The 22,072-nt window shown below is 42.3% G+C and carries 22 protein-coding genes; 8 read left to right on the forward strand and 14 right to left on the reverse strand.

Translation table 11 applies throughout. The features are described from left to right. Positions 1-162: 162 nt before the first annotated feature. The 7 genes from NMG48_RS00210 (at position 163) to NMG48_RS00240 (ending at position 6,338) form a co-directional block, all read left to right on the forward strand. Positions 163-1,869, forward strand: coding sequence for an HNH endonuclease (locus tag NMG48_RS00210; RefSeq protein ID WP_271253479.1), 1,707 nt, complete (start codon positions 163-165; stop codon positions 1,867-1,869). Then, positions 1,866-2,081 carry a CopG family transcriptional regulator gene (locus tag NMG48_RS00215; RefSeq protein ID WP_271253480.1) on the forward strand — a complete coding sequence of 72 codons (216 nt, stop codon included), beginning with the start codon at positions 1,866-1,868 and terminating at the stop codon, positions 2,079-2,081. The genes NMG48_RS00210 and NMG48_RS00215 overlap by 4 nt, the downstream gene beginning before the upstream one ends. Then, complete coding sequence (locus NMG48_RS00220; RefSeq protein ID WP_271253481.1) at positions 2,078-2,488, forward strand: type II toxin-antitoxin system VapC family toxin; 411 nt, start codon at positions 2,078-2,080, stop codon at positions 2,486-2,488. The genes NMG48_RS00215 and NMG48_RS00220 overlap by 4 nt, the downstream gene beginning before the upstream one ends. Before the next feature lie 170 nt (positions 2,489-2,658). Continuing rightward, the gene (locus NMG48_RS00225) at positions 2,659-3,789 is read left to right on the forward strand and encodes a metallophosphoesterase family protein (RefSeq protein WP_271253482.1); all 1,131 of its coding nucleotides are present in this window, start codon (positions 2,659-2,661) and stop codon (positions 3,787-3,789) included. A gap of 152 nt (positions 3,790-3,941) precedes the next feature. After that, on the forward strand, positions 3,942-4,673 hold the full coding sequence (locus NMG48_RS00230; protein ID WP_271253483.1) for an SIMPL domain-containing protein: 732 nt from the start codon (positions 3,942-3,944) through the stop codon (positions 4,671-4,673). Between the two features lie 332 nt (positions 4,674-5,005). After that, entirely contained in the window at positions 5,006-5,320 is a 315-nt protein-coding gene (locus NMG48_RS00235) for a hypothetical protein (protein WP_271253484.1), read from the forward strand. A gap of 223 nt (positions 5,321-5,543) precedes the next feature. Further along, positions 5,544-6,338: a carbonic anhydrase gene (locus NMG48_RS00240; protein WP_271253485.1), complete on the forward strand. Its 795-nt coding sequence runs from the start codon at positions 5,544-5,546 to the stop codon at positions 6,336-6,338. Between the two features lie 26 nt (positions 6,339-6,364). Here the strand turns inward: NMG48_RS00240 and NMG48_RS00245 are convergent, their stop codons facing one another. Continuing rightward, entirely contained in the window at positions 6,365-6,667 is a 303-nt protein-coding gene (locus NMG48_RS00245) for an ArsR/SmtB family transcription factor (protein WP_271253486.1), read from the reverse strand. A 191-nt stretch (positions 6,668-6,858) separates the two neighbouring features. On the opposite strand from NMG48_RS00245, the gene NMG48_RS00250 reads away from it, so the two are divergent. After that, the gene (locus NMG48_RS00250; protein ID WP_271253487.1) at positions 6,859-7,950 is read left to right on the forward strand and encodes an alkene reductase; all 1,092 of its coding nucleotides are present in this window, start codon (positions 6,859-6,861) and stop codon (positions 7,948-7,950) included. Between the two features lie 167 nt (positions 7,951-8,117). On the opposite strand, the gene NMG48_RS00255 is transcribed toward NMG48_RS00250, so the two are convergent. The 13 genes from NMG48_RS00255 to NMG48_RS00315 form a co-directional block, all read right to left on the reverse strand. Then, positions 8,118-9,347 (reverse strand): HD domain-containing protein, encoded by a 1,230-nt coding sequence (locus NMG48_RS00255; protein ID WP_271253488.1) that lies wholly within the window; start codon positions 9,345-9,347, stop codon positions 8,118-8,120. Between the two features lie 10 nt (positions 9,348-9,357). After that, the gene (gene proB / locus NMG48_RS00260; protein ID WP_271253489.1) at positions 9,358-10,491 is read right to left on the reverse strand and encodes a glutamate 5-kinase; all 1,134 of its coding nucleotides are present in this window, start codon (positions 10,489-10,491) and stop codon (positions 9,358-9,360) included. 53 nt (positions 10,492-10,544) lie between these two features. Further along, positions 10,545-11,369 carry a 3',5'-cyclic-AMP phosphodiesterase gene (gene cpdA / locus NMG48_RS00265; RefSeq protein WP_271253490.1) on the reverse strand — a complete coding sequence of 275 codons (825 nt, stop codon included), beginning with the start codon at positions 11,367-11,369 and terminating at the stop codon, positions 10,545-10,547. Positions 11,370-11,931: 562 nt separating this feature from the next. After that, entirely contained in the window at positions 11,932-13,380 is a 1,449-nt protein-coding gene (gene hemG, locus NMG48_RS00270; RefSeq protein ID WP_271253491.1) for a protoporphyrinogen oxidase, read from the reverse strand. A gap of 70 nt (positions 13,381-13,450) precedes the next feature. Further along, on the reverse strand, positions 13,451-13,936 hold the full coding sequence (locus NMG48_RS00275; protein WP_271253492.1) for a hypothetical protein: 486 nt from the start codon (positions 13,934-13,936) through the stop codon (positions 13,451-13,453). 18 nt (positions 13,937-13,954) lie between these two features. Continuing rightward, on the reverse strand, positions 13,955-14,182 hold the full coding sequence (locus NMG48_RS00280) for a DUF2811 domain-containing protein (protein WP_271253493.1): 228 nt from the start codon (positions 14,180-14,182) through the stop codon (positions 13,955-13,957). Positions 14,183-14,619: 437 nt separating this feature from the next. After that, positions 14,620-15,051 (reverse strand): NfeD family protein, encoded by a 432-nt coding sequence (locus NMG48_RS00285; protein WP_271253494.1) that lies wholly within the window; start codon positions 15,049-15,051, stop codon positions 14,620-14,622. Further along, positions 15,048-16,367, reverse strand: coding sequence for an MlaD family protein (locus tag NMG48_RS00290; RefSeq protein WP_271253495.1), 1,320 nt, complete (start codon positions 16,365-16,367; stop codon positions 15,048-15,050). Before NMG48_RS00290 ends, NMG48_RS00285 begins: the two co-directional genes overlap by 4 nt. Before the next feature lie 5 nt (positions 16,368-16,372). Then, positions 16,373-17,206, reverse strand: coding sequence for an ABC transporter ATP-binding protein (locus tag NMG48_RS00295; protein ID WP_271253496.1), 834 nt, complete (start codon positions 17,204-17,206; stop codon positions 16,373-16,375). Between the two features lie 189 nt (positions 17,207-17,395). Then, on the reverse strand, positions 17,396-18,211 hold the full coding sequence (pstB, locus tag NMG48_RS00300) for a phosphate ABC transporter ATP-binding protein PstB (RefSeq protein ID WP_271253497.1): 816 nt from the start codon (positions 18,209-18,211) through the stop codon (positions 17,396-17,398). Between the two features lie 114 nt (positions 18,212-18,325). After that, positions 18,326-19,309, reverse strand: coding sequence for a phosphate ABC transporter permease PstA (gene pstA, locus NMG48_RS00305; RefSeq protein WP_271253498.1), 984 nt, complete (start codon positions 19,307-19,309; stop codon positions 18,326-18,328). Next, positions 19,302-20,264: a phosphate ABC transporter permease subunit PstC gene (gene pstC, locus NMG48_RS00310; RefSeq protein WP_271253499.1), complete on the reverse strand. Its 963-nt coding sequence runs from the start codon at positions 20,262-20,264 to the stop codon at positions 19,302-19,304. The genes pstA and pstC overlap by 8 nt, the downstream gene beginning before the upstream one ends. A gap of 77 nt (positions 20,265-20,341) precedes the next feature. Next, entirely contained in the window at positions 20,342-21,433 is a 1,092-nt protein-coding gene (locus NMG48_RS00315; protein ID WP_271253500.1) for a PstS family phosphate ABC transporter substrate-binding protein, read from the reverse strand. Positions 21,434-22,072 lie beyond the last annotated feature (639 nt).

The raw sequence follows: 22,072 nt of genomic DNA on the forward strand, positions 1-22,072 counted from the left end.
ACAAGTGTCAGTAATTTAGCAGTTTGATTGATGATGGTAATAGGGATGAGACACTCTGAAAATCTGTCTACTTAAGAACATTCAGTCTGGATTATACGCTTTTGTATTGTCTAGATATATTGATAAGAGTAAACTAGTCATAAGATTATTATGTAAAAGTCCTTGGACTTAAGTGGCAAAAGTGAAATATACATGACAAGAAAGCATCCTACCGAGCTAACTATAAAACGTCTTTTCAGTCGTTCTGGTAATCGTTGTGCTTTTCCAGATTGCAATCAAATAATTGCTACGGATGAAGGACATTTAGTAGGCGAAGTATGCCATATTGAGGCTGCGTCAAAAGGTGGTGAGAGGTATAATCCTCAGCAGTCTGAAGATGAAAGAGCTTCTTTCGAGAATCTTATAATACTGTGTCGTAATCATCATGCTGTTACTAATGACACCGTAAAGTATACGGTTGACGTTCTTAGAAAAATGAAAGCCGATCATGAGGTTAAGTTTTCTCGGCAATCTTATGAGGTTCCGCAAAACATTTTGAGTGAAGCCATAGCTCAATATAACGAAACTATTAATAGAGTTGAAGAAAATACTGAAGAGATACTCGCAATCAATAGAAAGTTGCTAGAAAAAATAGAAAGTGGAAAATTTTTAGTACAAACTGAACAAGAGGTATTACTTCCTAATATAGCAATCGCAAAAATTTTAAGAAAAGCAGAAGCTGAAAATCATGGCATCAAATTTTCTATTAGCAATTTAGATACTGATGGAAATGTAACCATCAAACTTATCCCAACACCTGAAGCTGACAATCTTAATATTGGTAAAGTTATATTTCCTAACACACAAGCAGGACAGTCTGGAAAAATAAAATTTATTTCAGCAATGGAGAAAGGAGAAAGTGTACATCTTGAAGCAGATGAATATATATGGGAGTCAAGCATAACTTTCCCAGTTATTGGAAACCCTCCTTTACAGTCAGGAGGGTTGTCTTTTTCAAGAGAGATTCCAAATATTACAATTCCAGTTCGATTAGAGATAGCACCAGAAGGACAATCTCCAGTAGCTGTTAATATGACTAACATGACGATCATTCGCTTCGGCACGCAAGAAGTTGAATTTCTTCTTAAAGGCGGACAGCTTATAGGGGAAATGACATTAGTATCTAATTTAAAGAGTGACAAGACAATTCTTACTTATACAGGTGTCTATCCATCTACAATAAATGCTGTTCAAGCAAAGAAAAGTTACTTAATGCACTCTGCTTTTTTACGTGAATCAAATTTTAAAATCATTTCGCTTGAAAATGAAAAAATTATCCTAGAGGATTTAGGTAGTGAGATCAATTCAAATCTTAATACAGATTATTTTGATAAAGCTATAAGGTTTCTTGATATTCTCATTAAAATCAACCAAGAACTTGGAATTGATCTTAGACTTCCAGAATCCATAGATCCAGATACATTCAGTAGTGCCTTATACCTTGAAAATGTATTTGCAAATGGGAAGTTGTTTGAATCTCGTAGAGGAGAAGTATCTTACACTTATGAAAAATCTAAAGCCTTTAGCTTTATAGAGGTAATGAAGGATATGTATTCCGTAGAAACAAAATCTTCGCAAACTTTACGGATGCGACATGAAGTGTCTTTTGACTTCCTTGAACAAAAAATTTTTCTTGGAGAAGCTATATTGATTTTCACAAATGTTTTACTTGCTAAATCTATACAAGAAATTGAACAAGAAATTAGTTTGCTGTCTGATGGCGAAGAGATTGATATTTTAATAAAATATGATAAAGCAATAAGATATTTCCCTAAATGGTTTTCTGATAAGAATGATGAGTATGCAGAAATGGTAATACAACAGTTATGAAACCCACAGTTATATATCTTCCTCAAGAAACCGAACAAGTCCTTGAGCGACTTTCTGTTCAAGGAGGCAAAACACCTTCGGAAATTATTCAAGAAGCAATCCAACTTTATGTTGTGAACAAGAAAAAGACATTGCCTAAATGCGTTGGCATGGGTAAAAGTGGCATCTCCGATCTCTCTGAAAGAGTTGATGAACTGCTTTGGAAAGAATGATTAGAGTTATTGCTGATACTGGCGCAATCATTGCCCTACTTGACGAAGACGACAAACACCATGCCGCAGTTGTTGAAGTCGCTCAATCCTTTGATCTGCTGATTCCTGTTACAGTTCTACCCGAAGTAGACTACTTAGTTACAAAATATCTTGGTGAAGCAGTTGTCAGATCTTTTCTAGAGGCAATGACAGAGGGCGCATTTATCTATTTACCGATAGAGATTGAAGAAATTCGGCGCACTACAGAAATTATGGCTCGATATTCTGATATTCCGATTGGCTTTGTTGATGCTAGTTTGGTAGCCCTTGCCGAAAGTCATAATATTCATAAGATTTTGACCTTAGATCGCCGCCACTTTAATATTATTAGACCTGAAGGAATCGACTACTTAGAGCTATTGCCGTAATCTAGAAAGACAATCATAGGTAAAGCTTTACATCATCTGGACGATCGCTATCAATACTTTCGTTAAACCATTGTCAAGTCATTTCAGCATCTACCGCAATTACGCCTAGCGATCGCTATAAAAGCTATAAAATATTGCAGCAATCAGATCGATTAGATACTTAATTTCCTATGGCAATCAAACGGCGGCAGTTATTGATATTAGGTGGATTGGCTCTTGGTGCTGGGATTGGTGGCGCGGCAGTTTCGGGAATCTTGAGTCGTAACAGTCAAGCGATCGCCCCCGCAGATCCTAAAGCAACTACAGCCAATAATCCTAAACCCACCAAATCAACTGTTGCGCGATCGCCAAATCCTGCACCTAAAGGACTATATGCCCCTGCGCGAGGTGATGTACGGATAGTCGTGATTAGTGATCTTAATAGTGCCTATGGCTCAACTGACTATATTGCTCAGGTCAAACAGGCGATCGCCTTTGTGCCAGCTTGGGAACCAGACTTAGTATTATGTGGCGGCGATATGGTGGCAGGACAAGACAATAGTCTCAAACCATCGGAAATAGAAGCTATGTGGCAAGGCTTTGATAAGCATATTGCTGCACCAATCCGTAAAGCGAAACTTCCCTTTGGATTTACGATTGGGAATCACGATGCATCAGGTTCATCCTTTGGAGGGAAGTCAACCTTTGAGAACGATCGCAATGCTGTGATTAAATATTGGCAAGATCCCAAGCATGATGCGAATTTGAACTTTGTCGATCGCGCAGGATTTCCCTTCTACTATACATTTGCCCAAAATGATATTTTCTTTTTAACTTGGGATGCTTCCACATCAGAGATTCCATCGGATCAGTTGAAATGGGCAGAAAAAAGTCTCGCGAGCGAAGCTGCTCAAAAAGCGAAGTTACGCATTGCGATCGGGCATTTGCCCCTCTATGCGGTTGCCAAGGGACGCGAGACGGCAGGTAATTATCTAGATGATGCCGATCGCTTAAGAGCTTTGTTTGAGAAATACAACGTTCACACCTACATTAGTGGACATGATCACGCCTATTATCCCGCCCATAAAGGGAAATTGGAACTTCTGAATGCAGGTGTTTTAGGCGATGGACCACGCCGCCTTTTGAGTGGTGATATTCCCCCAAATCGGACTGTTTCCGTCATCGATATTAAGCTAGAAACTGCGGAAACAATTTATACAACCTACGACATGGATACGCTCAAGGTTATCGATCAGAGTACTTTACCTCGCTACATTGATGCGCCTAACGGTCGCATTACCCGCCGTGATATCAAGATCTAACAAAATAAGCACTTCGTGCTTATTTTGTTAAAAAAGGGAACCTTGTATATTGTTGTTTCCGAAAGTGCAACCAGATGAACTCTCTATTATTTGAGTGATATCGTAAAGACAGTAGAAATGAAAATATCAAAAAATAAAAGAGAGTTAATCCTATGCGTCCCTTAACTACATTTGTTCTTAGTCTTGCCTTTTGCGTTCCCTCGATCGCAATCATTGCCCCTTCCGCAAAAGCCCAAGAAAGTTCGGCAAGCATTCAAGCCATTAAAAATGAGCGCGTTATCACCGTCACAGGTCGAGGGGAAAGATCCGTCAAAACTACCAAAGCGAGAATTCAACTAGGAGTTACTGCCGAGGGTAAAACCGCGATCGCTGTTCAAGGAGAAATTGGTCGGCAAGCCAATAGCATTGTTTCGCGACTACAACAACTAGGCGTAGAAAAGCTCCAAACTACGAGCATTCAACTTAATCCCAAATATGTCTATGAAAACAATCGTCAACGTCAAGATGGATTTACGGGACAAACAAGTGTCAGCTTTGTCGTAGACATAGATAAAGCAGGTTCTACCCTTGATGCAGCAGTTAACTCAGGGGCAAATCAAATTGAGCAAATCACCTTTATCGCTACGGATGCGGAGTTAAATGCTGCCAAACAACTGGCACTTCAGGATGCGGTGAAAGACGCTCAAACTCAGTCCAATACAGTTTTGGGTGCTTTAGGTTTTACAGCTAAAACTATCAAGACAATTAACGTTGGGGAATCAGCGATCGCCTATCCAGTTCCACAACCACGTTTACAAGCATTTGCAAAGGATGCCAACTCCGTACCGATTTTAGGTGGTGAGCAGAAAGTCGATGCTTCTGTCACTTTGCAAATCACCTACTAAGTAGCTAAAAAGCTATAGCGCACGCTGCGCGTGCGCCATAGCTTTTTGAATCTGGAATTATGCCCAGATGCTTACTGCTGATTTCCCCCTAACTAATGCGAGTTTGGGATAACTTGAAACGGTATGAGAGAGGGTTGGCGTAGCCAACCCTCTCTCATATATTCCAGCTTAACCTGAACTAACGTTAGCTATCTATAACCTCAATAACGAAAGACGAAGCAAGCCTCCGTCTTTCGTTATTTGGACTTTTCTCAGCTAAATAACTATTGTTTTTTAGGACAAAATCAATAAATATTTTGTAGGAATCAAGATGCAAATTTTCAGAGTAAGCAATGAAATTGAAGTTGACAAATATACCTGTAGCATTAAGTGATTTTGGCGCATATTTAAAAGCTAGCGGTAGAAGATTTCAGTGGCTTGCCCCCAAGAGAGACACCCAATTTCGGACGATCGCATGGTCAAGTGGCACGATCTTACTGTTGCGGGTGCTATTACCAAACCGCAAGTATGCAATAGCTAGAATCTATTGTGCCAATCCAGAGATCTTAAAAAAGACCCGCCAACATTTACTAAATGGCGATCGCCTCTCGGTAAAACTAGGCTTTCAATTGACGCGATCGATGTGGTGCACGATTCCTCAAGTTTAAAATTTGAGAAGTCATACTCCTTTCCTAGTCAAGAAACAGAGGTGCGGGGCGAAGTCCCGCACCTCTGTTTCTTGGTTTTATATGTCTATTTCTTCGGTGGGAAGGGAGTATTTGGTTAGACTTTACAAATTATCGACTTGGTTTTAGGGAGAGCGCAAAGCGCTATAAACTAAATAACAATAAGCAAGCAATAAATTGCTGCATCCTGAGTCAACACTGGTATATGAGAAAGCTACTAAAGGGTTTACATAAGTTTCAATCGTCCTATTTCCCTGCCAACCAAGAAATTTTTGAACAACTCGCCGAAGGACAAAAACCGCGAGTATTGTTTATCACTTGCTCCGATTCGCGGATCGTGCCACATCTAATTACCCAGTCAGGTGTCGGCGAGCTATTTGTAATCCGTAATGCAGGAAACTTAGTACCGCCCTTTGGTGCTGCCAATGGTGGCGAAGGCGCAGCGATCGAATATGCCATTCATGTCCTCGGCATTGAGCAGGTCATTATCTGCGGTCACTCTAACTGTGGCGCGATGAAGGGCTTATTGAAGCTGGAAAAACTCAGAACTGAGATGCCTCTAGTCTATGAATGGTTGCAACATGCTGAGTCAACCCGTCGCCTAATTCAGGAAAATTACGCTGATACCAAGGGTGAAGAGTTGCTGGCAATTACAATGGCGGAGAATGTCGTCACCCAGATTGAGAATCTGAAAACTTATCCTGTCATTCGCTCAAAGTTGCATCAAAACAAGATGGCAATTTATGGCTGGATCTATGACATTGAGACAGGGGAAGTTCTTGCCTACAATCCTGAAACCGATGAGTTTGAAGTACCACAAACTCTGCTAGCCAATTCTGGTAGTGACAACAAGGGGCATTTTGTACATACCGATGCGCCCCCAATTCCATCGGCATATCAAAAGACTGCACCTCAAACACCAACCAATAACCCCGGTGATTTACCCTCATGGATGTCTCGCGAACAAGCTGATCGCATCTATCGTGGTTCCGCCAGATAAATTAAAAGCAGTGCTAAGCACTGCTTTTAATTTATGCCATTCAACACAGCATCTAACAAATTGGGAAAACGCGCATCTAAATCTTCGCGACGGAGGGAATTGTAATGCTGCGTTCCTTCTAAGCGCGTATACATAATTCCCATATCGCGCAACACTTTAAAGTGATGGGACTGCGTAGATTTACTCATTTCCAAACAGAATTCGCCGCAGGTAATCTCTTCCTGTGTTGCTAGCATTTTCACAATTTGGAGGCGCGTTGGATCGCTGAGGGCATAGAGCACTCCAGTGAGAGAAATATTTTCGCGATCGGGATGTTGATATTGACGCATCACAGACAACTTTAAACAAATCTATCCATATCATTTTGATGACGAACTAAGCTTGGTGCAGTGCATCATGCTTAGTATCTCAAAAGAAATAAATTCTAGAAAGGATACCATTACATTATTGCATAAAGTTTTATTGTTCGCTTATAATCGAACATTAGAAATCCAAACCTTCCTACATAACAATTAAACCCATGAGCGCACCTCTTCTCTCTTCAGTTAAGCTAGGTCGTTATACATTGCCTAATCGGATCGTGATGGCTCCCTTAACGCGCAATCGGGCTGCTGCTGGTAACGTGCCAACAGCATTAAACGCATTACATTACGAACAGCGCGCTTCAGCAGGATTATTAATTACCGAAGCTACACAGGTTTGTCCCGAAGGCTTAGGCTATCCCAATACCCCTGGCATTCATTCTCCTGAGCAGGTTGCAGGTTGGAAACTAGTCACAGATGCTGTCCATGCTAAGGGTGGCAAGATTTTCTTACAACTTTGGCACGTAGGCAGAATTTCCCATCCAGATTTACAGCCCGATGGCAAATTGCCCGTTGCACCATCAGCGATCGCCCCAGAAGGTGAAGTTGCTACCTATACAGGGATGAAGCCCTATGTCACACCTCGCGCCTTGGAACTAGAGGAAATTCCCCAAATAATCGAGCAATATCGGATTGGTGCAAAGAATGCTCTAGAAGCAGGATTTGATGGTGTAGAGATTCACAGTGCTAATGGCTATCTCCTCGATCAATTCTTGCAAGACAACACCAATCATCGTACTGATATCTATGGCGGCTCAGTAGAGAATCGCGCTCGTCTATTATTGGAAGTCACTGAGGCAGTAGTAGATGTATGGGGTAGCGATCGCGTCGGAGTGAGAATCTCTCCTAGTGGCACATTCAACAGTATGTATGATTCCAATCGTGCCGCGATCTTTGGCTATGCTGTGAAGGAACTAAATCGCTTTAATCTTGCCTATTTGCATTTGGTCGCGCCCAGAGTCGAAGGATTTGGCTCGGCTGAAGATCAACCCGATCTCGGTGCAGATTTCTTCAGACCTATCTATAACGGCCCGATTATTACCGCAGGTGGTTATAGCTTTGAAACTGGTAATCAAGCGATCGCTTCAGGTTCGGCAGATCTCGTTGCCTTTGGTCGTCTCTACATCGCTAATCCCGATCTCGTAGAGCGTTTCGCTGCAAATGCACCTTTGAATAAGCCCGATCGCAACACCTTCTACGGTGGCGATGAAAAAGGCTATACCGACTATCCCACTTGGCAAGCTGCCTAAAAAAGCAGTGCTTTTTTTTGGCATTAATATACTTAGCACACCAAATCTTGCAAACCCCCTCTAACTCCCCCTTGAAAGGGGGAGAACTTAGACTTCCCCCCTTTCAAGGGGGGACTGAGGGGGGTAAAAATCTGTGCAGTGTGCCAAGTATATTAACGCCGAATTTTTTATGGATGAACCAACCATGCTCTTTGAATTGGATGCACGATCGCTTGCACTAATGGCGAAAGTCGAGCTATATCCTGCAAGCCCTGTTCCGTTTGAATGTTAATACCTTGGCGGTAAATGCTATAGCCCTTAGTCCGCGATACACGGATGCCACAATAGTATTTCGGATCGAGTCCCAGAGCTTGCAATTTTGCATACCAAATATCCAGTTGTTCCTGTTGCTGAATATCATCGAGGTGTGAGATTTCAGTAGCGTGGAATAGATCGCGATCTAGAAAGCGGCGGCATAAATCCGCGAGAATCGCATCCTCACTATCGCGCCAGCGATGGATGTGATAGGCAAAAACAATATCATCGGAGGCAAGATATTCCTCACAGGTAAGAGTTTGCGGATCTTGGTTGAGCCAAGCGGTAATGGTGCGATCGGCAAATATTTGATTTGGAGAAAGATTTGCAGAAATTAAGGCTTTGGCTCTATGAAAAATCTTTTCTAAAACAAATCTGGCGGCTAAGTTTTTCGCATGGTTATAAACCTGTAAATACATAAAGTAGCGCACCGTTAAATAATGCTCGATCGCCACGATTCCCTTGCGACCAATCACTAAACTTTGAGAAATTGGATCAAATCTTAGTGCTAATAAAATGCGATCTAAATCTAACTGTCCATACTTTGCCCCCGTGAAATAACTATCACGCTCTAAATAATCAAGGCGATCGCAATCAATTTGACTCGAAATTAATTGATAAATAAATGGGACTGGATATTTTTTCGTAAATACTTTTGCTAAATCATCTATTAAATTCGGAGAGAACCTGTCGAGAACCTCGGCAATTTTGCCAAACCTAATTAATCGCAAAGTCCAGATTTCATGGTTACTCCCAAAAACCTCTTCAGAGGCATGACTATAAGCCCCATGTCCGAGATCGTGCAGCAGGGCAGCTACTAAAACCACAGTGCGATGGATTTCCAGATAAGGATATTTGATCACGATCGCCTCAAAAGCACGACGAGTTAACGCCATGACTCCTAGGGAATGCGTAAACCTCGAACCCTCTGCCCCATGAAAGGTAAAGTAGGCAATATCTAATTGATGAATGCGTCTTAAGCGTTGAAACTCAGGTGTATCAATTAGTTGAATTAATAACGCCTCAGTGCGATCGCTACCATTCAGAGTAATCGCTCCATGAATTGGGTCATGATAAGTACGGGATTTGCCTGAGAGGATCATGCAGTTAGTTTTAGAGACTAACTAAATTATCCCGATGAATTACGGTTTCTTCACCATCAAATCCTAGTAATTTAGGAATATCTTCTGACTGCGAACCGAGAATACGCACAATATCATTACTGCTGTAATTAGAAATGCCCCTAGCAATTTCCTTACCATCGCGATCGCATAAACTCACCGATTCATTCACCTCAAATTTTCCTTCCACTTGGGTAATCCCCGCAGGCAAGAGCGATCGCCCTTTACTAATCACTGCATTGACTGCGCCATCATCCAAAAACAGCTTACCGACGGGAACCATACCATAGGCAATCCAACGTTTACGGGCATTTACAGTTTTGGGTTGAGCAGCAAATTGTGTACCAAAGTTCTCTCCCTTGAGAATTGCCGCAATGCGATCGGGAAAAGCACCTCTAGTAATTACTGTGCGAACTCCCGCTGCCGATGCAATTCTCGCCGCATCCAGTTTGGTTGTCATTCCGCCAGTTCCCCATTGTGTACCGCCCCCCTGTGCGCCCAAGGCTTGCTTCTCCCCGATCGCTTGACGGAGTCCCTGAAGCTGTTCATATTCCACAAACTCAATGGGCTGAGCATCGGGATTCTGGCGTGGATCATCGGAATAAAGGCGATCAACATCGGTTAAGAGAAATAACCAATCCGCTTCGATCAAACTAGCTACCAAAGCCGACAGCGTATCATTATCGCCAAATTTCAATTCATCGACAGCAACTGTATCATTCTCATTCACAATTGGCACAACTCCTAGTTCCAGCAGCTCATGGAATGTCGCGTGAACATTCATATAATGCTGACGTTGAATCAGATTGCCACGAGTTAAGAGAACCTGTGCAACGGGTTGTTGCAACGAGCCAAAGAAGTCATCATAAATTCTAATTAAGCGTCCTTGCCCAACGGCAGCCACTGCTTGCTTTTTAGAGATTTTGCGAGGACGTTGTTTCAATCCGAGTCTACCGCAGCCAATTCCCACTGCGCCCGACGATACCAAAACTACGCTATGCCCTTCTCGACGCAAATGAACGATCGCTTCTACTAACTTGGCGATCGTCGCTAGCTGAAGATCCCCTGATTCAGGATGACTGAGGCTAGATGTGCCAATTTTAATAACTATGATCTGCGGCTGCATTTGCTCTAAGGGTTGGTATAAAAAGTCACTAAGCGACTTTTTATACTATCACTTTAATACCCAACTGCTGCCAGATCAGGCTGAAAGCTACCCACTTTGAGACGATGGACTTCAGTTTCCATTGTGCCGTTAGGATAAAGGCGCAAATGACGGAATCCAGGAGGTTGACTATCAATTTGGAACTTGGGATTTTGGGGCTGAAACTGAATACAAGTTGAAGGTGTGACTAAACAGCGTACTGAATTATGGGGAGTTTCATAGATTTCATCAAACTCTTGATGGGCATGACCATTCAGGACAACTTCTACTTGTGGATGGCGATCGCAGATCGCCCAAAATTCATCTTGATTTTCTAGACAAATACCATCAATCCATTCTGAGCCAAGTGGTACAGCAGGATGATGAAAAGCAATTAAGGTAGGGCGATCGGGATAGGCATTCAGATTGTTTTCTAAATAGGATAATTCAGCACCTGAAAGATATCCGTGAACCGCGCCCTCAACTACGGAGCTAAGTAACAAAATTCTCCATTTACCAACATCAAGCGATCGGCTGAGATGAACATATTCGTTAGGTAAATATGTTTGCATAACAGGTAAGTCATCATGATTACCCGCTAAACAATAGGAGTGAATTCCAAAGTTATTAAGGGACTGGCTCAACCGCTCATAGGAAGCAATACTACCATCTTGAGTTAAGTCCCCTGTCAGCATGAGTAAATCAATCTGTGGCAAGGTTCTTTTTATTTTCATCAGAACTTCTTGAAAAGAGAATTCCGTTGGAATGCCCACCAAAGAGCGCTCAATATCTGCAAATAGATGGATATCAGTTAATTGTGCAATGGAAACGAAACTACCGTAATTGATGATGCCTTTCATACTACCTATGCCTGTATAAATAAGCTTTAAGTAGCAACTATCTATTTCTATGATGTTTACTTTTCTTGTGCCGTAGAAAAGCAGTAACTATTCAGCCCATTGAATAGTTAGCTAGATGTTCACTCTATGATGATTTTGATAAATATTTTGAGAAATATTGTCAAAAAGCTTATATCTATTTATTAACTTATGATAGCCGTAACCAAGACGATGTGATTTGCATCACAGCAGATCTATACCGCCATCGCAAAATTGTTAAGAATCAGCATATATAGCAATGAAAGAGATAGCTAGGACAAATCAAAACCCAAATAAACAAAGACGGCGCGAAGCGCCGTCTTTGTTTATTTGGGTTTTATGTCCTAAGCAAAACTTTCACTGCTATAGCAGTCCTAAATCATTTGTAGATTTTTAGGTTTGTGGAAGCGCACCCCTTCGGGGTGCGCTTCCACAAACCATTTAGGATTGCTATTTTTGATGGCGCTTACTAAGTAGCTGAGCATAATCAAAAAACAGTCTAAAAACCTGTGGCGTAGGCTATGCGTGCACCACAGGTTTTTGATTATCCTTGACTACTTAAAAAGGCATCAATTTTACTAGCTTCTTGTAGACCCCGTTTAATGCAATCACCAAGCGAAACACCACCAATAAAATTCGCGCTGACATACAGACCCTGTGACTTTTGCAATTCAGCTTCTATCGTCGCTAGACGCTCTAAATGTCCAATCTCATACTGAGGAATTGCCTTGTCCCACACATGCACTGCGATCGCCTTGGGTTCGGCTTTCGTATCAGGACGCAAAATTGTTTTCTTGAGATCTTGATGCACCGCTTGAACAATCTCAGCTTCTGAAAGTTTTGCCAGAGCAGGATCGAGTGTGCCACCAATAAAGTTAAGTAATAGTTGCCAACCTTCAGGGGCGCGTCCTGCAAACAAACTCGATGACCAAATTGTACCAAGGGTTCTTACGCCTTGCGTGCGCGGAATAAGATTGCCAAATCCCTTCATGTCATAGGCAAATTCGCTTTTGGGATAGGCAAGTACGACACAGGCAACGGTCGGATAGAAAATATCGCTCAGAGCTTGGCTCGCCGCAGGTAAATAGTCCTGCAATAACTTAGCGCTGACATAGGCAGGAGTGGTCAGAACTACCGATCGCGAAGTGATGGTTTCTGCACCCGTAGGTGTATCAAACTGAGAAATATAGATTTCGCCTTGCTTTTCTAGCGATCGCAAAGTCCATTGTTGTTTGACAGCCGTACCTTGATCTCTAAGTTTGGTAGCGATCGCTTCGGGCAGCATTTTAATACCTTGGCGAAAAGAACCTAGTTCGCCAGCCTTCACCTTGGGAATATTGGGATCGTTCAGCTTTTGGGCTTTGCGTTCTTTTGCGGTCAGGATTGCCCCTGCGAGCAAACCACCATAGCCATTTTCTAGGCGGAAAATTTTAGAAAATGCAGCTCTAGCACTGAGTCGTTTAGGATCACCCGCATAGACTCCAGAGATAAAAGGTGCAACTAATCGCTCTACGGCTTGCTTACCGAGTAGGCGCGAAAAGAATTGATCAACGGATTCTTCGCCACTCATCGCAGGACGCGCAAAACCTAATGCACCTAGGGCTAGACGGATTTTGCCGCCCCAAGTCAAGATTTTGGAGGCGATCGCTGTGGGAGGACTCATCGGCAGCGCATTTAACTTGCCATTAAGAAATACAAATCGCGGTAATTTACCATCAGCAAGTACTAACTCATCCTTGAGACCCACCTGTACGGCTAGACGTAATAACTCTGGTGCTGGCTGAAAACTATTGGGTCCCTCTTCCCAGAGATAGCCTTCATCATTACGATTACTGGTAATTGCACCACCCACACGATCCTGAGCTTCTGCCACTAATACATGGTAATTTTTGGCGATTGCTAATTCATGGGCGATCGCTAAACCAGAAATTCCTGCCCCAACGACAAGAACATCTAGAGGTTGATTGATATTGGTGGCAGAATTGGCGATCATAACGGTTGAAGATTGAGTATCGTTTTGCTCTTCAGTCTAATACAAGAGGATGTTTCTAAATCTCTGGTGATCACTGACTGAGGTAGTACTGATCATATAAATCATTCAAGTGGTAATGAATAAAAACCTTAATATAATGAGGTTTACCATCATATTTGGCAGGAAAGTAGATCTGTTCAGGGTCTGGCAAAGCTTTAGATAAGTTCTCAAGCCGTCCTTCATAAATCTTATGGGGTTCTTGCTCTAAATAAAAAAGCGTACTGCCTACAGAAGATAGTTGCCAACCCTTTAAATGCTGTTTCCCTTCCATAGGAATGCCATTACGAAAATATTGGTAGACCTCTCCTGAAACCAACTTTTCACCATAATTAAGTTCACCATCTAAATGAAACCTTTCGTGAATAATTAGCGGTTTATCGCTAGAGTTAATGATAAACCAGCGAACATCATCCAACTTCTCATACTTTTGTATAGTGACTCCTTCGGGTAAAGAATCAACATCAATTGCAAGAGAGTACCCATATCTAGAAGGTGGCGGAATTGGGCGATCGCACATAGGTTTAAGCCATGCTTACTAGAGTGAGTGCTGAAATAAAGCGTTGAGATACACTTTGGCGGTGCTGCGATAGCTATGGGATGCACCACCAAGGCGATCGCTGCCACCATTTTGTAATAGGAACAAAGATAAAGCTGCGGCAAATACGCGATCCTGATCCCAATCGGGGTGGGACTCTAGATAATTCTTGAGGGTTTCGTGCAATTCTTCAGGAATTTCGGCAAGGATGCTGACGGTCGTACTCATGCTGAAACCTCAACTTTTAAACAAGTTTTGTAGGAATGTCGCAACCATTTTCAGAGGTCGGGACTTAATTGTGCGTTCAACTAGCAGTTCTTGTCAACGTAACGAAAAGATTAATGTAAAGGATAAATACATGAACAGCACTTGACAGAATCAGCATTATCATTGTTTTTCTTTTACATATCTTCATAAACTATCAGCTTCGAAAAGTTTTCCCAAGTGTGACACTCTCCTCATTAATGAATCCTTAACCAGTAAGGCTGAAGCATGTTGATTTCTAAAACAACCTGTGGAAAACTCCTATTAATCTGTGGAAAAAGTCCCAATATCTGTGGAAAACTCTGTGGAAAACTTTTGATTTACCAACTTTAAAATTATTTATTTTTAATATTTCTGACATCTCCACTAAAAAATAAAAGAGGGGCTTTGCCCCTCTTTTACTATTGCAGCCAATTTTCAGGAACAACGATTAGGGTTGTGCCTTGTCGTCTTAAAACAATTACTTTCTGCTGAGCGGCGATCGCAATTTTGGGATCATCACACCTTGCTTTCCACGAGACTCCCTCATGCTGTACTCTGCCTGTCTGTCCTGCGGGAATTTCGGTCAGCGTAATCCCTTCACTCGATTCCTTAAGCTGATGGGAATCTCTAGGAATAAAGCGGCGCGATAGCACTACCAATATTCCTGAAGTTAGCATCCAAGCTACTATTTGCAAGGCAGGAATGGGCAGGATCAGTGTGATCGCAGCCACCAAAATTGCCGCTAGTCCCATTGCACCCGCAATCAACAATGTCGGTAATGGTACTAATAACTCAATTACCCAAAGTGCGATACCAATAATTAGCCAAACTTGACTAGGTGTAAAGTTCATTGATCACTTGAGCTAGCAGAATTAGAAGTTCCTGTAACTGAGTTTGTTGTCGATTTGCTAATGGTCGTACTTGGTGTAGGACTATTAATTTTTACTTTTTCGGCATCAAGAGACTTTTCACGTTTGGGTTGATCGTCCGTTGCAGGCTTAATCACCTTGTTCCGCGCAACTTCGACAGTAGTCGGTAATTTAGGGAGATCGCTAGCGGTTTCACTAGATTGCGATTTGTTTGCCGTGGGCAAATTATCCAAATTCGGTGCGGTGGAGAGCAATCCCCCCAAACCATTAATCAAATTGCGAATATTACTACGGAGTTTAGGATCGCCCGTTAGTTCATCGAGATCCGCCGTAATTTTCTTGGCATTAGCAAAGGTAGCTCGCGCCGAATCCAGTGTTTCCCGTAGGGAAGCAATCGTGGCGGGATCATTTAACTCCCCAGTCACCTTGCGCAGGTTTGCCGAAGTCTCAGCCGCATTTTCTGCGAGTTTCTGCAAATTTGCGATCAGTTTGCCATCGTTTAACAGGGGTTTGGCACTAGCTAGTAGCGATCGCGCTTCTCTCGATGTAGCCGCAATCCCATCTAAGGTTTGGGCAAGTTTCTCGCGATTGACCTCAATCAAATCTTGAGCGCTATTTGCCACATTGCCTACCTTCGTCGCTGCCCCACTAATCGCATCAGCCGTATCCCCAAACTTGGCAATCTGACTTTCAAATGTGCCGACTACCCGATTAGCAGAATCAGTTAATTTCTGGATGCTTTTTGCAGTCGCTTTGGCGGAGACTAAAGTGTCATTGAGATTATCAATCAAGCTCTGATCATTAATCTTGCGGAGAGTCACACTCATGTCTTTCAGCAAAACGGTAAAGCTCACACCCCTTGAGCCTTCAATTTGTCCACCTTGGCAAACAATTAAATCATTGTTGCAATCTTTGGCAAGAGGATTGAGATTAGGATCGATCGCTACCTTATCCTTAGGCGGAAAAATATCAATATTGGTATTGCCCAAAAAGCCACTTTGATTAGTTTCGGCAATTGATTGTTTGGGAATCAGTAGTTTTGGGTTTTCAATCCCCACCTGCACATCAACCCCCTCAGCTTGAGCCGTTAGCGCCGTAACTCGTCCTACTTCTACGCCACGAAACCTCACCACTGAGCCAGTATTCAACCCACTAGCATCAGGTAATTTAATCGTAAATGTAAACTTAGAACCATTTAGTTGCAGCCCGCGCAACCAGAGCAATGCGCCCCCAAAGGCAACTACTCCACCGATGATAAATAAGCCAAGCGCACCGTCGCGTAAAGTTTTTCGCTGCACGAGCCTCATACCTCCTTTGTCAAAAGTTGAATTGGACCTTCAGTACTGCCACTAAAAAATTGCCTGACATACAGATTGTCTGTCGTATCAATTGTACTCACGTTTCCTGCATAGCGCACCGATCCGCGATACAAAACCATCAAGCGATCAGCTGTACGACGGATCGTACTATCTTGATGTGTCACCACGATGTAACTATCACAAACCTGCTGCTCCCTCAGAGATCGCATCAAGTCTTCGATAATCGTCGAAGCGACAGGATCAAGCCCTGCGGTCGGTTCATCATAGAGCAGTACTTTTTTCGCTTGATTCTTGGCAGTGGGATCATCCATAATCGCACGGGCAAAACTCACCCGTTTTCGCATCCCTCCCGATAGTTGGCTCGGATAGCGATCGCTAATATTTTCTAGTCCCACCAAAGCTAATTTTTGTTCAACCAGTCGATAAATTTCATGGCGGGATAATCGCGAATGCTCAAACAGTGAAAAGCCGACATTTTCAGCAACTGTCAGCGAGTCAAATAACGCCGCATTCTGAAATACCATGCCAATATTGAGACCATAGCCGCCTTCTTGAATATCTTCTTCAGACTCAACAAGGTTGCCATTGATATAAACTTCGCCAGCATCGGCAGCCAGCAATCCACAAATCACCCGCAAAATCGTTGATTTACCCGTACCAGAGGGACCAATAATGGCGATCGCTTCTCCAGAATGGACAGTTAGATCAACACCATTCAGTACAGCGTTCTCCCCAAAGGCTTTATGGATTCCACGCAGTTCTAGCAAAGGCGTAACCACATTGCTACTATTTTTGGTCAGAGATCTCACTGGCTCCATTGGTATTTATTTCTGCTTAAGAAACATAGCTCTACAAAAAACTAACATTTTTTCAGAAACATTTCCTAAAAAAGCCAAAAAGAAAAGGACGCTTTGCGTCCTTTTCTTTGTTTAAGCAAGACGACAATGTTTTTTAGCGCGGCTTTGCCGTAACACAAACCATTGTCTCCTTAATCAAATTGCAAAATTCTAACCAAATCTACCGCTAATGTACTCTTCGGTAGCAACTTGCTTGGGACTACTAAAAATTATGGAAGTGCGATCCATTTCCACTAGCTTACCTGTGCGCTTACCATGTTCATTAATTTCTGTGTTAAAGAACGCGGTCATATCTGCCGATCGCGATGCTTGCTGCATATTGTGAGTCACAATCACCAGCGTAAACTTTTGCTTGAGTTCCTGCATCAATTCTTCGATCCGCAAAGTGGAAATCGGGTCAAGCGCCGAACAAGGCTCATCCATCAAGATCACCTGTGGTTCCACAGCGATCGCTCTAGCAATGCATAAACGTTGCTGCTGACCACCAGAAAGCGCTAAACCACTTTCCTTGAGCTTGTCCTTGACTTCATCCCAAATGGCGGCTGAGCGCAGTGACTTCTCAACCAAGTCATCCATATCAGTTTTAGAACCCTTAAATCCATTGATTCTGGGACCAAAGGCAATATTTTCGTAAATTGATTTTGGGAAAGGATTAGGACGCTGAAACACCATCCCAATATGACGACGCACCGCAACGGGATCGATTTTAGGATCGTAAAGATTATGCCCATTAAAGGTAATTTTCCCTCTAACTTTTGCCCCTTCAATTAGATCGTTTAGACGATTAAAGCATCTCAGAATCGTACTTTTTCCACATCCTGAAGGTCCGATAAATGCTGTAATTTGATTTTTGAAAATATCTAAGTTAACACCTGCAACTGCGGGTGAGTTAGAGCTATAAAAAACGTTAACATCTTCAACTTTTAAAACTGACTGATTGTCGGAAACGCTGCTACTTAAGTTCATTGTAAAAAACCAAATTCGTTAGATTTATCTCTCGTCCAATATTCTGGGTAATGCTTATTTTTGAGTTTGAAATTTGCCATAGGTAAATTTCAAACTAATGCCCCATAATCTGAATTACTTTGTTCGACTGCGTAGAAAGATCGCAACCAAATTCATACCTAAAACTAATAGCAAAAGCACGACGATACCTGCTGAAGCTAGTACCTGAAAGTCTGCCTTAGGATCACCAACCCATTCATAGATTTGGTAAGGCAGTACTGAAAAGAAGTTGTCGTTTGACCATAATGTATCGGTAAATACATCCCCTATCTTACCACTGAATAAAGCCCCAAAATTGATGGGAGAAGCCTTAGGATCGAAGAGAACCGTACCTGCACCAAGCACAACTATCGGCGCAGTTTCACCAATCCCTCTAGAGGTAGAGATAATTACCGCCGTTAAAATTCCAGGTAATGCCGAAGGTAAAACATGATGGCGGATCGTTTGCCACTTAGTCGCACCAACTCCATAGGAGGCTTGTCTGATTGATTGGGGAACAGCACGGATTGCCTCTCTGGAAATCACAATTACTGGCGGTAAAATCAGTAAAGTAATTGTTAAAATCCCTGTCACTAAGACTGCCCTTCCACTGTACATGCCACGTACAAATAGCCCTAAGCCCAATAGTCCATAAATAATTGACGGAATACCAGCTAAGTTGTAAATATTTAGCTCAATGATCTCCGTAAACCAGTTTTTCTTAGCATACTCTTCTAAGTAAATGGCGGAGCAAACTCCCAAGGGAATTACTAAGAGCAGAACATAGAGCAACATCCAAATCGATCCGAGAATTGCCGCTCTATATCCAGATTCTAAAGGACGGCGCGATGGATATAGGTTAAATAGATCCCAGTTCAAGCGGCTAGAACCATCACTAACCACCTTGTAAAGCAGGAACGCCAAAACGATCAAGCCAAGGGATGTCGCAAAAATACAAAAAGCTGCAAATACTTTTCCCCATAGCTGTCTTGATGCTAGTTTTGGTTCAAATTTTGACTCGCTAGATTGTCCGTCGATCGCATTTTCTAATGGATCGAATGTATCGAACCCTTTACTCATAGGTTTCTTGGAAACGTTTGCTAATTTGCTTACTGATAATGTTGAGAAGAAGCGTGATCAAAAAGAGTGTCATACCCACAGCAAATAGGGCTTCGTATTCAACGCTGCCCACCCGCGAATCACCTTTGGCAACCTGCGCGATATAGGCTGTCATCGTACCAACGGTTTGTCTCGGATCAAGGGTAAGAATCGGACGTTGTCCTGCGGCAATCGCCACAATCATTGTCTCACCGACAGCACGAGATATTCCTAAAATAATAGCGGCACAAATGCCAGACAATGCAGCTGGAAGCACGACCTTAGTAGAAACTTCTTTTTTCGTGGAGCCAAGTCCATAGGCTGCTTCACGCAGAGAGCTTGGTACAGCAATCATTGCATCTGTACTGATTGAGGCGATCGTAGGGATAATCATTACCCCCATAATCAAGCCTGCGCTGAGAGCATTAAAGCCCTGCACCCCAGGTAGAATTTTGCTGAGTAGTGGGGTGATAAAGGTGAGCGCAAAGTATCCATATACAACAGTCGGTACACCTGCTAGCAGTTCAATAATTGGGCGGAGGAATTTACCTAAACTTGGTGAAGCATATTCTGATAGATAAATAGCCGTAGCAAGTCCTAAAGGTGTTGCTACCAACATCGCAATTAGCGCCACCATCAATGTGCCGTTAACAGTTGGCCATACACAAAAACTTTTTTCAGCAAATTGTGGTGTCCAGCTACAGCTATAGTTGCCATTCTCTAAAGTTTTACCAAATAAAAACTCACCAATACTCGCCTTACCAAAGAAACTAATGGTTTCAGAGGCAAGTACATAAACGATCGCAACTGTGGTCAGCACAGAAATGAAAGCGCAAAAAAGTAACACATAGCCGATCACACTTTCGCGGATATTGCGATCGCGGCGTTGATAGAGATCGAGTGAATCTGGTTCAAAATTATTCACGGGACTTGGCATTAAAATTTTCCAATCAAGTAAATCAAAAAAATAAGCCCCCCACCAATAACATGGGGAAGGCTTATCTCAAATTCCGACTATTTCAAGTCTTTGGACATCAATTCAACAATAGGTACGCCTGTAGGAGCGCCCATAAAAGTTGTCCCCACAGTTTGAGACTTGAGACGCTCCTTAACTTTAGTAAGTGCATCACCAGGAAGAGGAACATAACCTACTTCCTTGACCAATTTTTCATCTTTAGCAAGATAGAAATCAACAAAAGCCTTAACTTCAGGACGTGCTAGAGATTTCTTGTTTACATAAATAAACAGAGGTCGAGATAAAGGAGAATATTTGCCAGTATTAATGTTTTCAATACTAGGAGAAACACAGCCTTTGCCACCATCAACTTCAACCGCATTCAAAGACTTGGCATTTTCTTCAAAATAGGCTACACCAAAGAAGCCCATTGCACCTTTACCACCTTGAACACCCTTAACGATGATGTTGTCATCTTCGCTAGGTTGATAGTCTTTACGAATGACTTTCTCTTTTTTATTGATAGCTTCAGTGAAGTAGTCAAAAGTACCAGAGTCTGCACCAGCACCAAACAAAGCGAGAGGCTCGTTAGGGAAGTCAGGACGAACTTGATTCCAGCTTGTGATTTTACCTTCTGACTCAGGACTCCAGATTGTTTTGAGTTCTGCGGTCGTCAAGCACTTTGCCCAAGTATTTTCTTTGTTAACAACTACAGTTAAACCATCAACTGCAACAGGTAATTCAATAAACTCAACACCTGCTTTTTTGCAATTTTCAGCTTCTTTTTCTTTGATTGGACGTGATGCATTTGAGATGTCAGTATCGCCAGCGCAGAACTTTTTAAAGCCGCCACCAGTACCACTTGTACCAACAGGAACTTTTACGCCAGGATTTGATTTTGCAAAGTCTTCAGCAACAGCCTTGCTGATTGGGGCAACTGTGCTAGAACCATCAACAGTGACGTTGCCAGATAGTTTAGATGTTTCGGCTGCGGGATCTTTTGCCGCCGTTGTTTGTGTCGCTGCGGGGCTAGATGCGGTCGCATTTGGTTTGGTGTCGTTGCCGCCGCTACAGGATGCTAGTGTTGTGGCTAATGTAACACCTGCTACAAACGTTAAAACACTACGATTGATATTCTTTTTAGACATCATAAAATCTGGTTGGGATTGAATCTGTTACGGTTGACTAAGCGTTTAAACTACACAAGATTGATACTAAACTGCTTCCGCCAACCAAAGGTTAAGAACTGTTAAAGGTGCAGTTAAATTTGGATTGCCAACAATATTTTGTGTCAAGACTTGCAAACTTTAAGTATATTTTCCTGCTTACCTAGGGATGCTTAGGAAAATAAGAAACCGTTTTTTGGGTGCATATAAGCCTGATCACGAAAAATCTGGTGCATTAACTTCATTACATTGCTGAATACCTAAAGCCTTTCATGATCGCTTCACTATAGAAAAAGCTAAGTGTCTTAATACAACGTCAGTTCGACGAAGGCAGAAAATGGTAAAAATCGCTAAGCGATTTTTACCATTTTCTGCCATTTGCACAGCGCTGCGCGCTGCGCAAATGGCGTTATCGAACTCACGTTAATACAATTTGCCTGCTAAACTATTAAAACTTAAATTTATCTAAGTTAAAGATCCAGTAGTAAATATCGAGTATGGGTTAAGCGATCGCAAAACCTCTCCTAAATTATTTTTACATTCTAATGGGGAATCTCTTTCTTGTTTATTACTATTCAGTCTAGAAGTAAATAATTTGTCATCTCTATTCCACGCAACATTAGT

The sequence above is a fragment of the Pseudanabaena sp. Chao 1811 genome (assembly GCF_027942295.1).
In the GTDB taxonomy this organism is placed as follows: Bacteria; Cyanobacteriota; Cyanobacteriia; order Pseudanabaenales; family Pseudanabaenaceae; genus Pseudanabaena.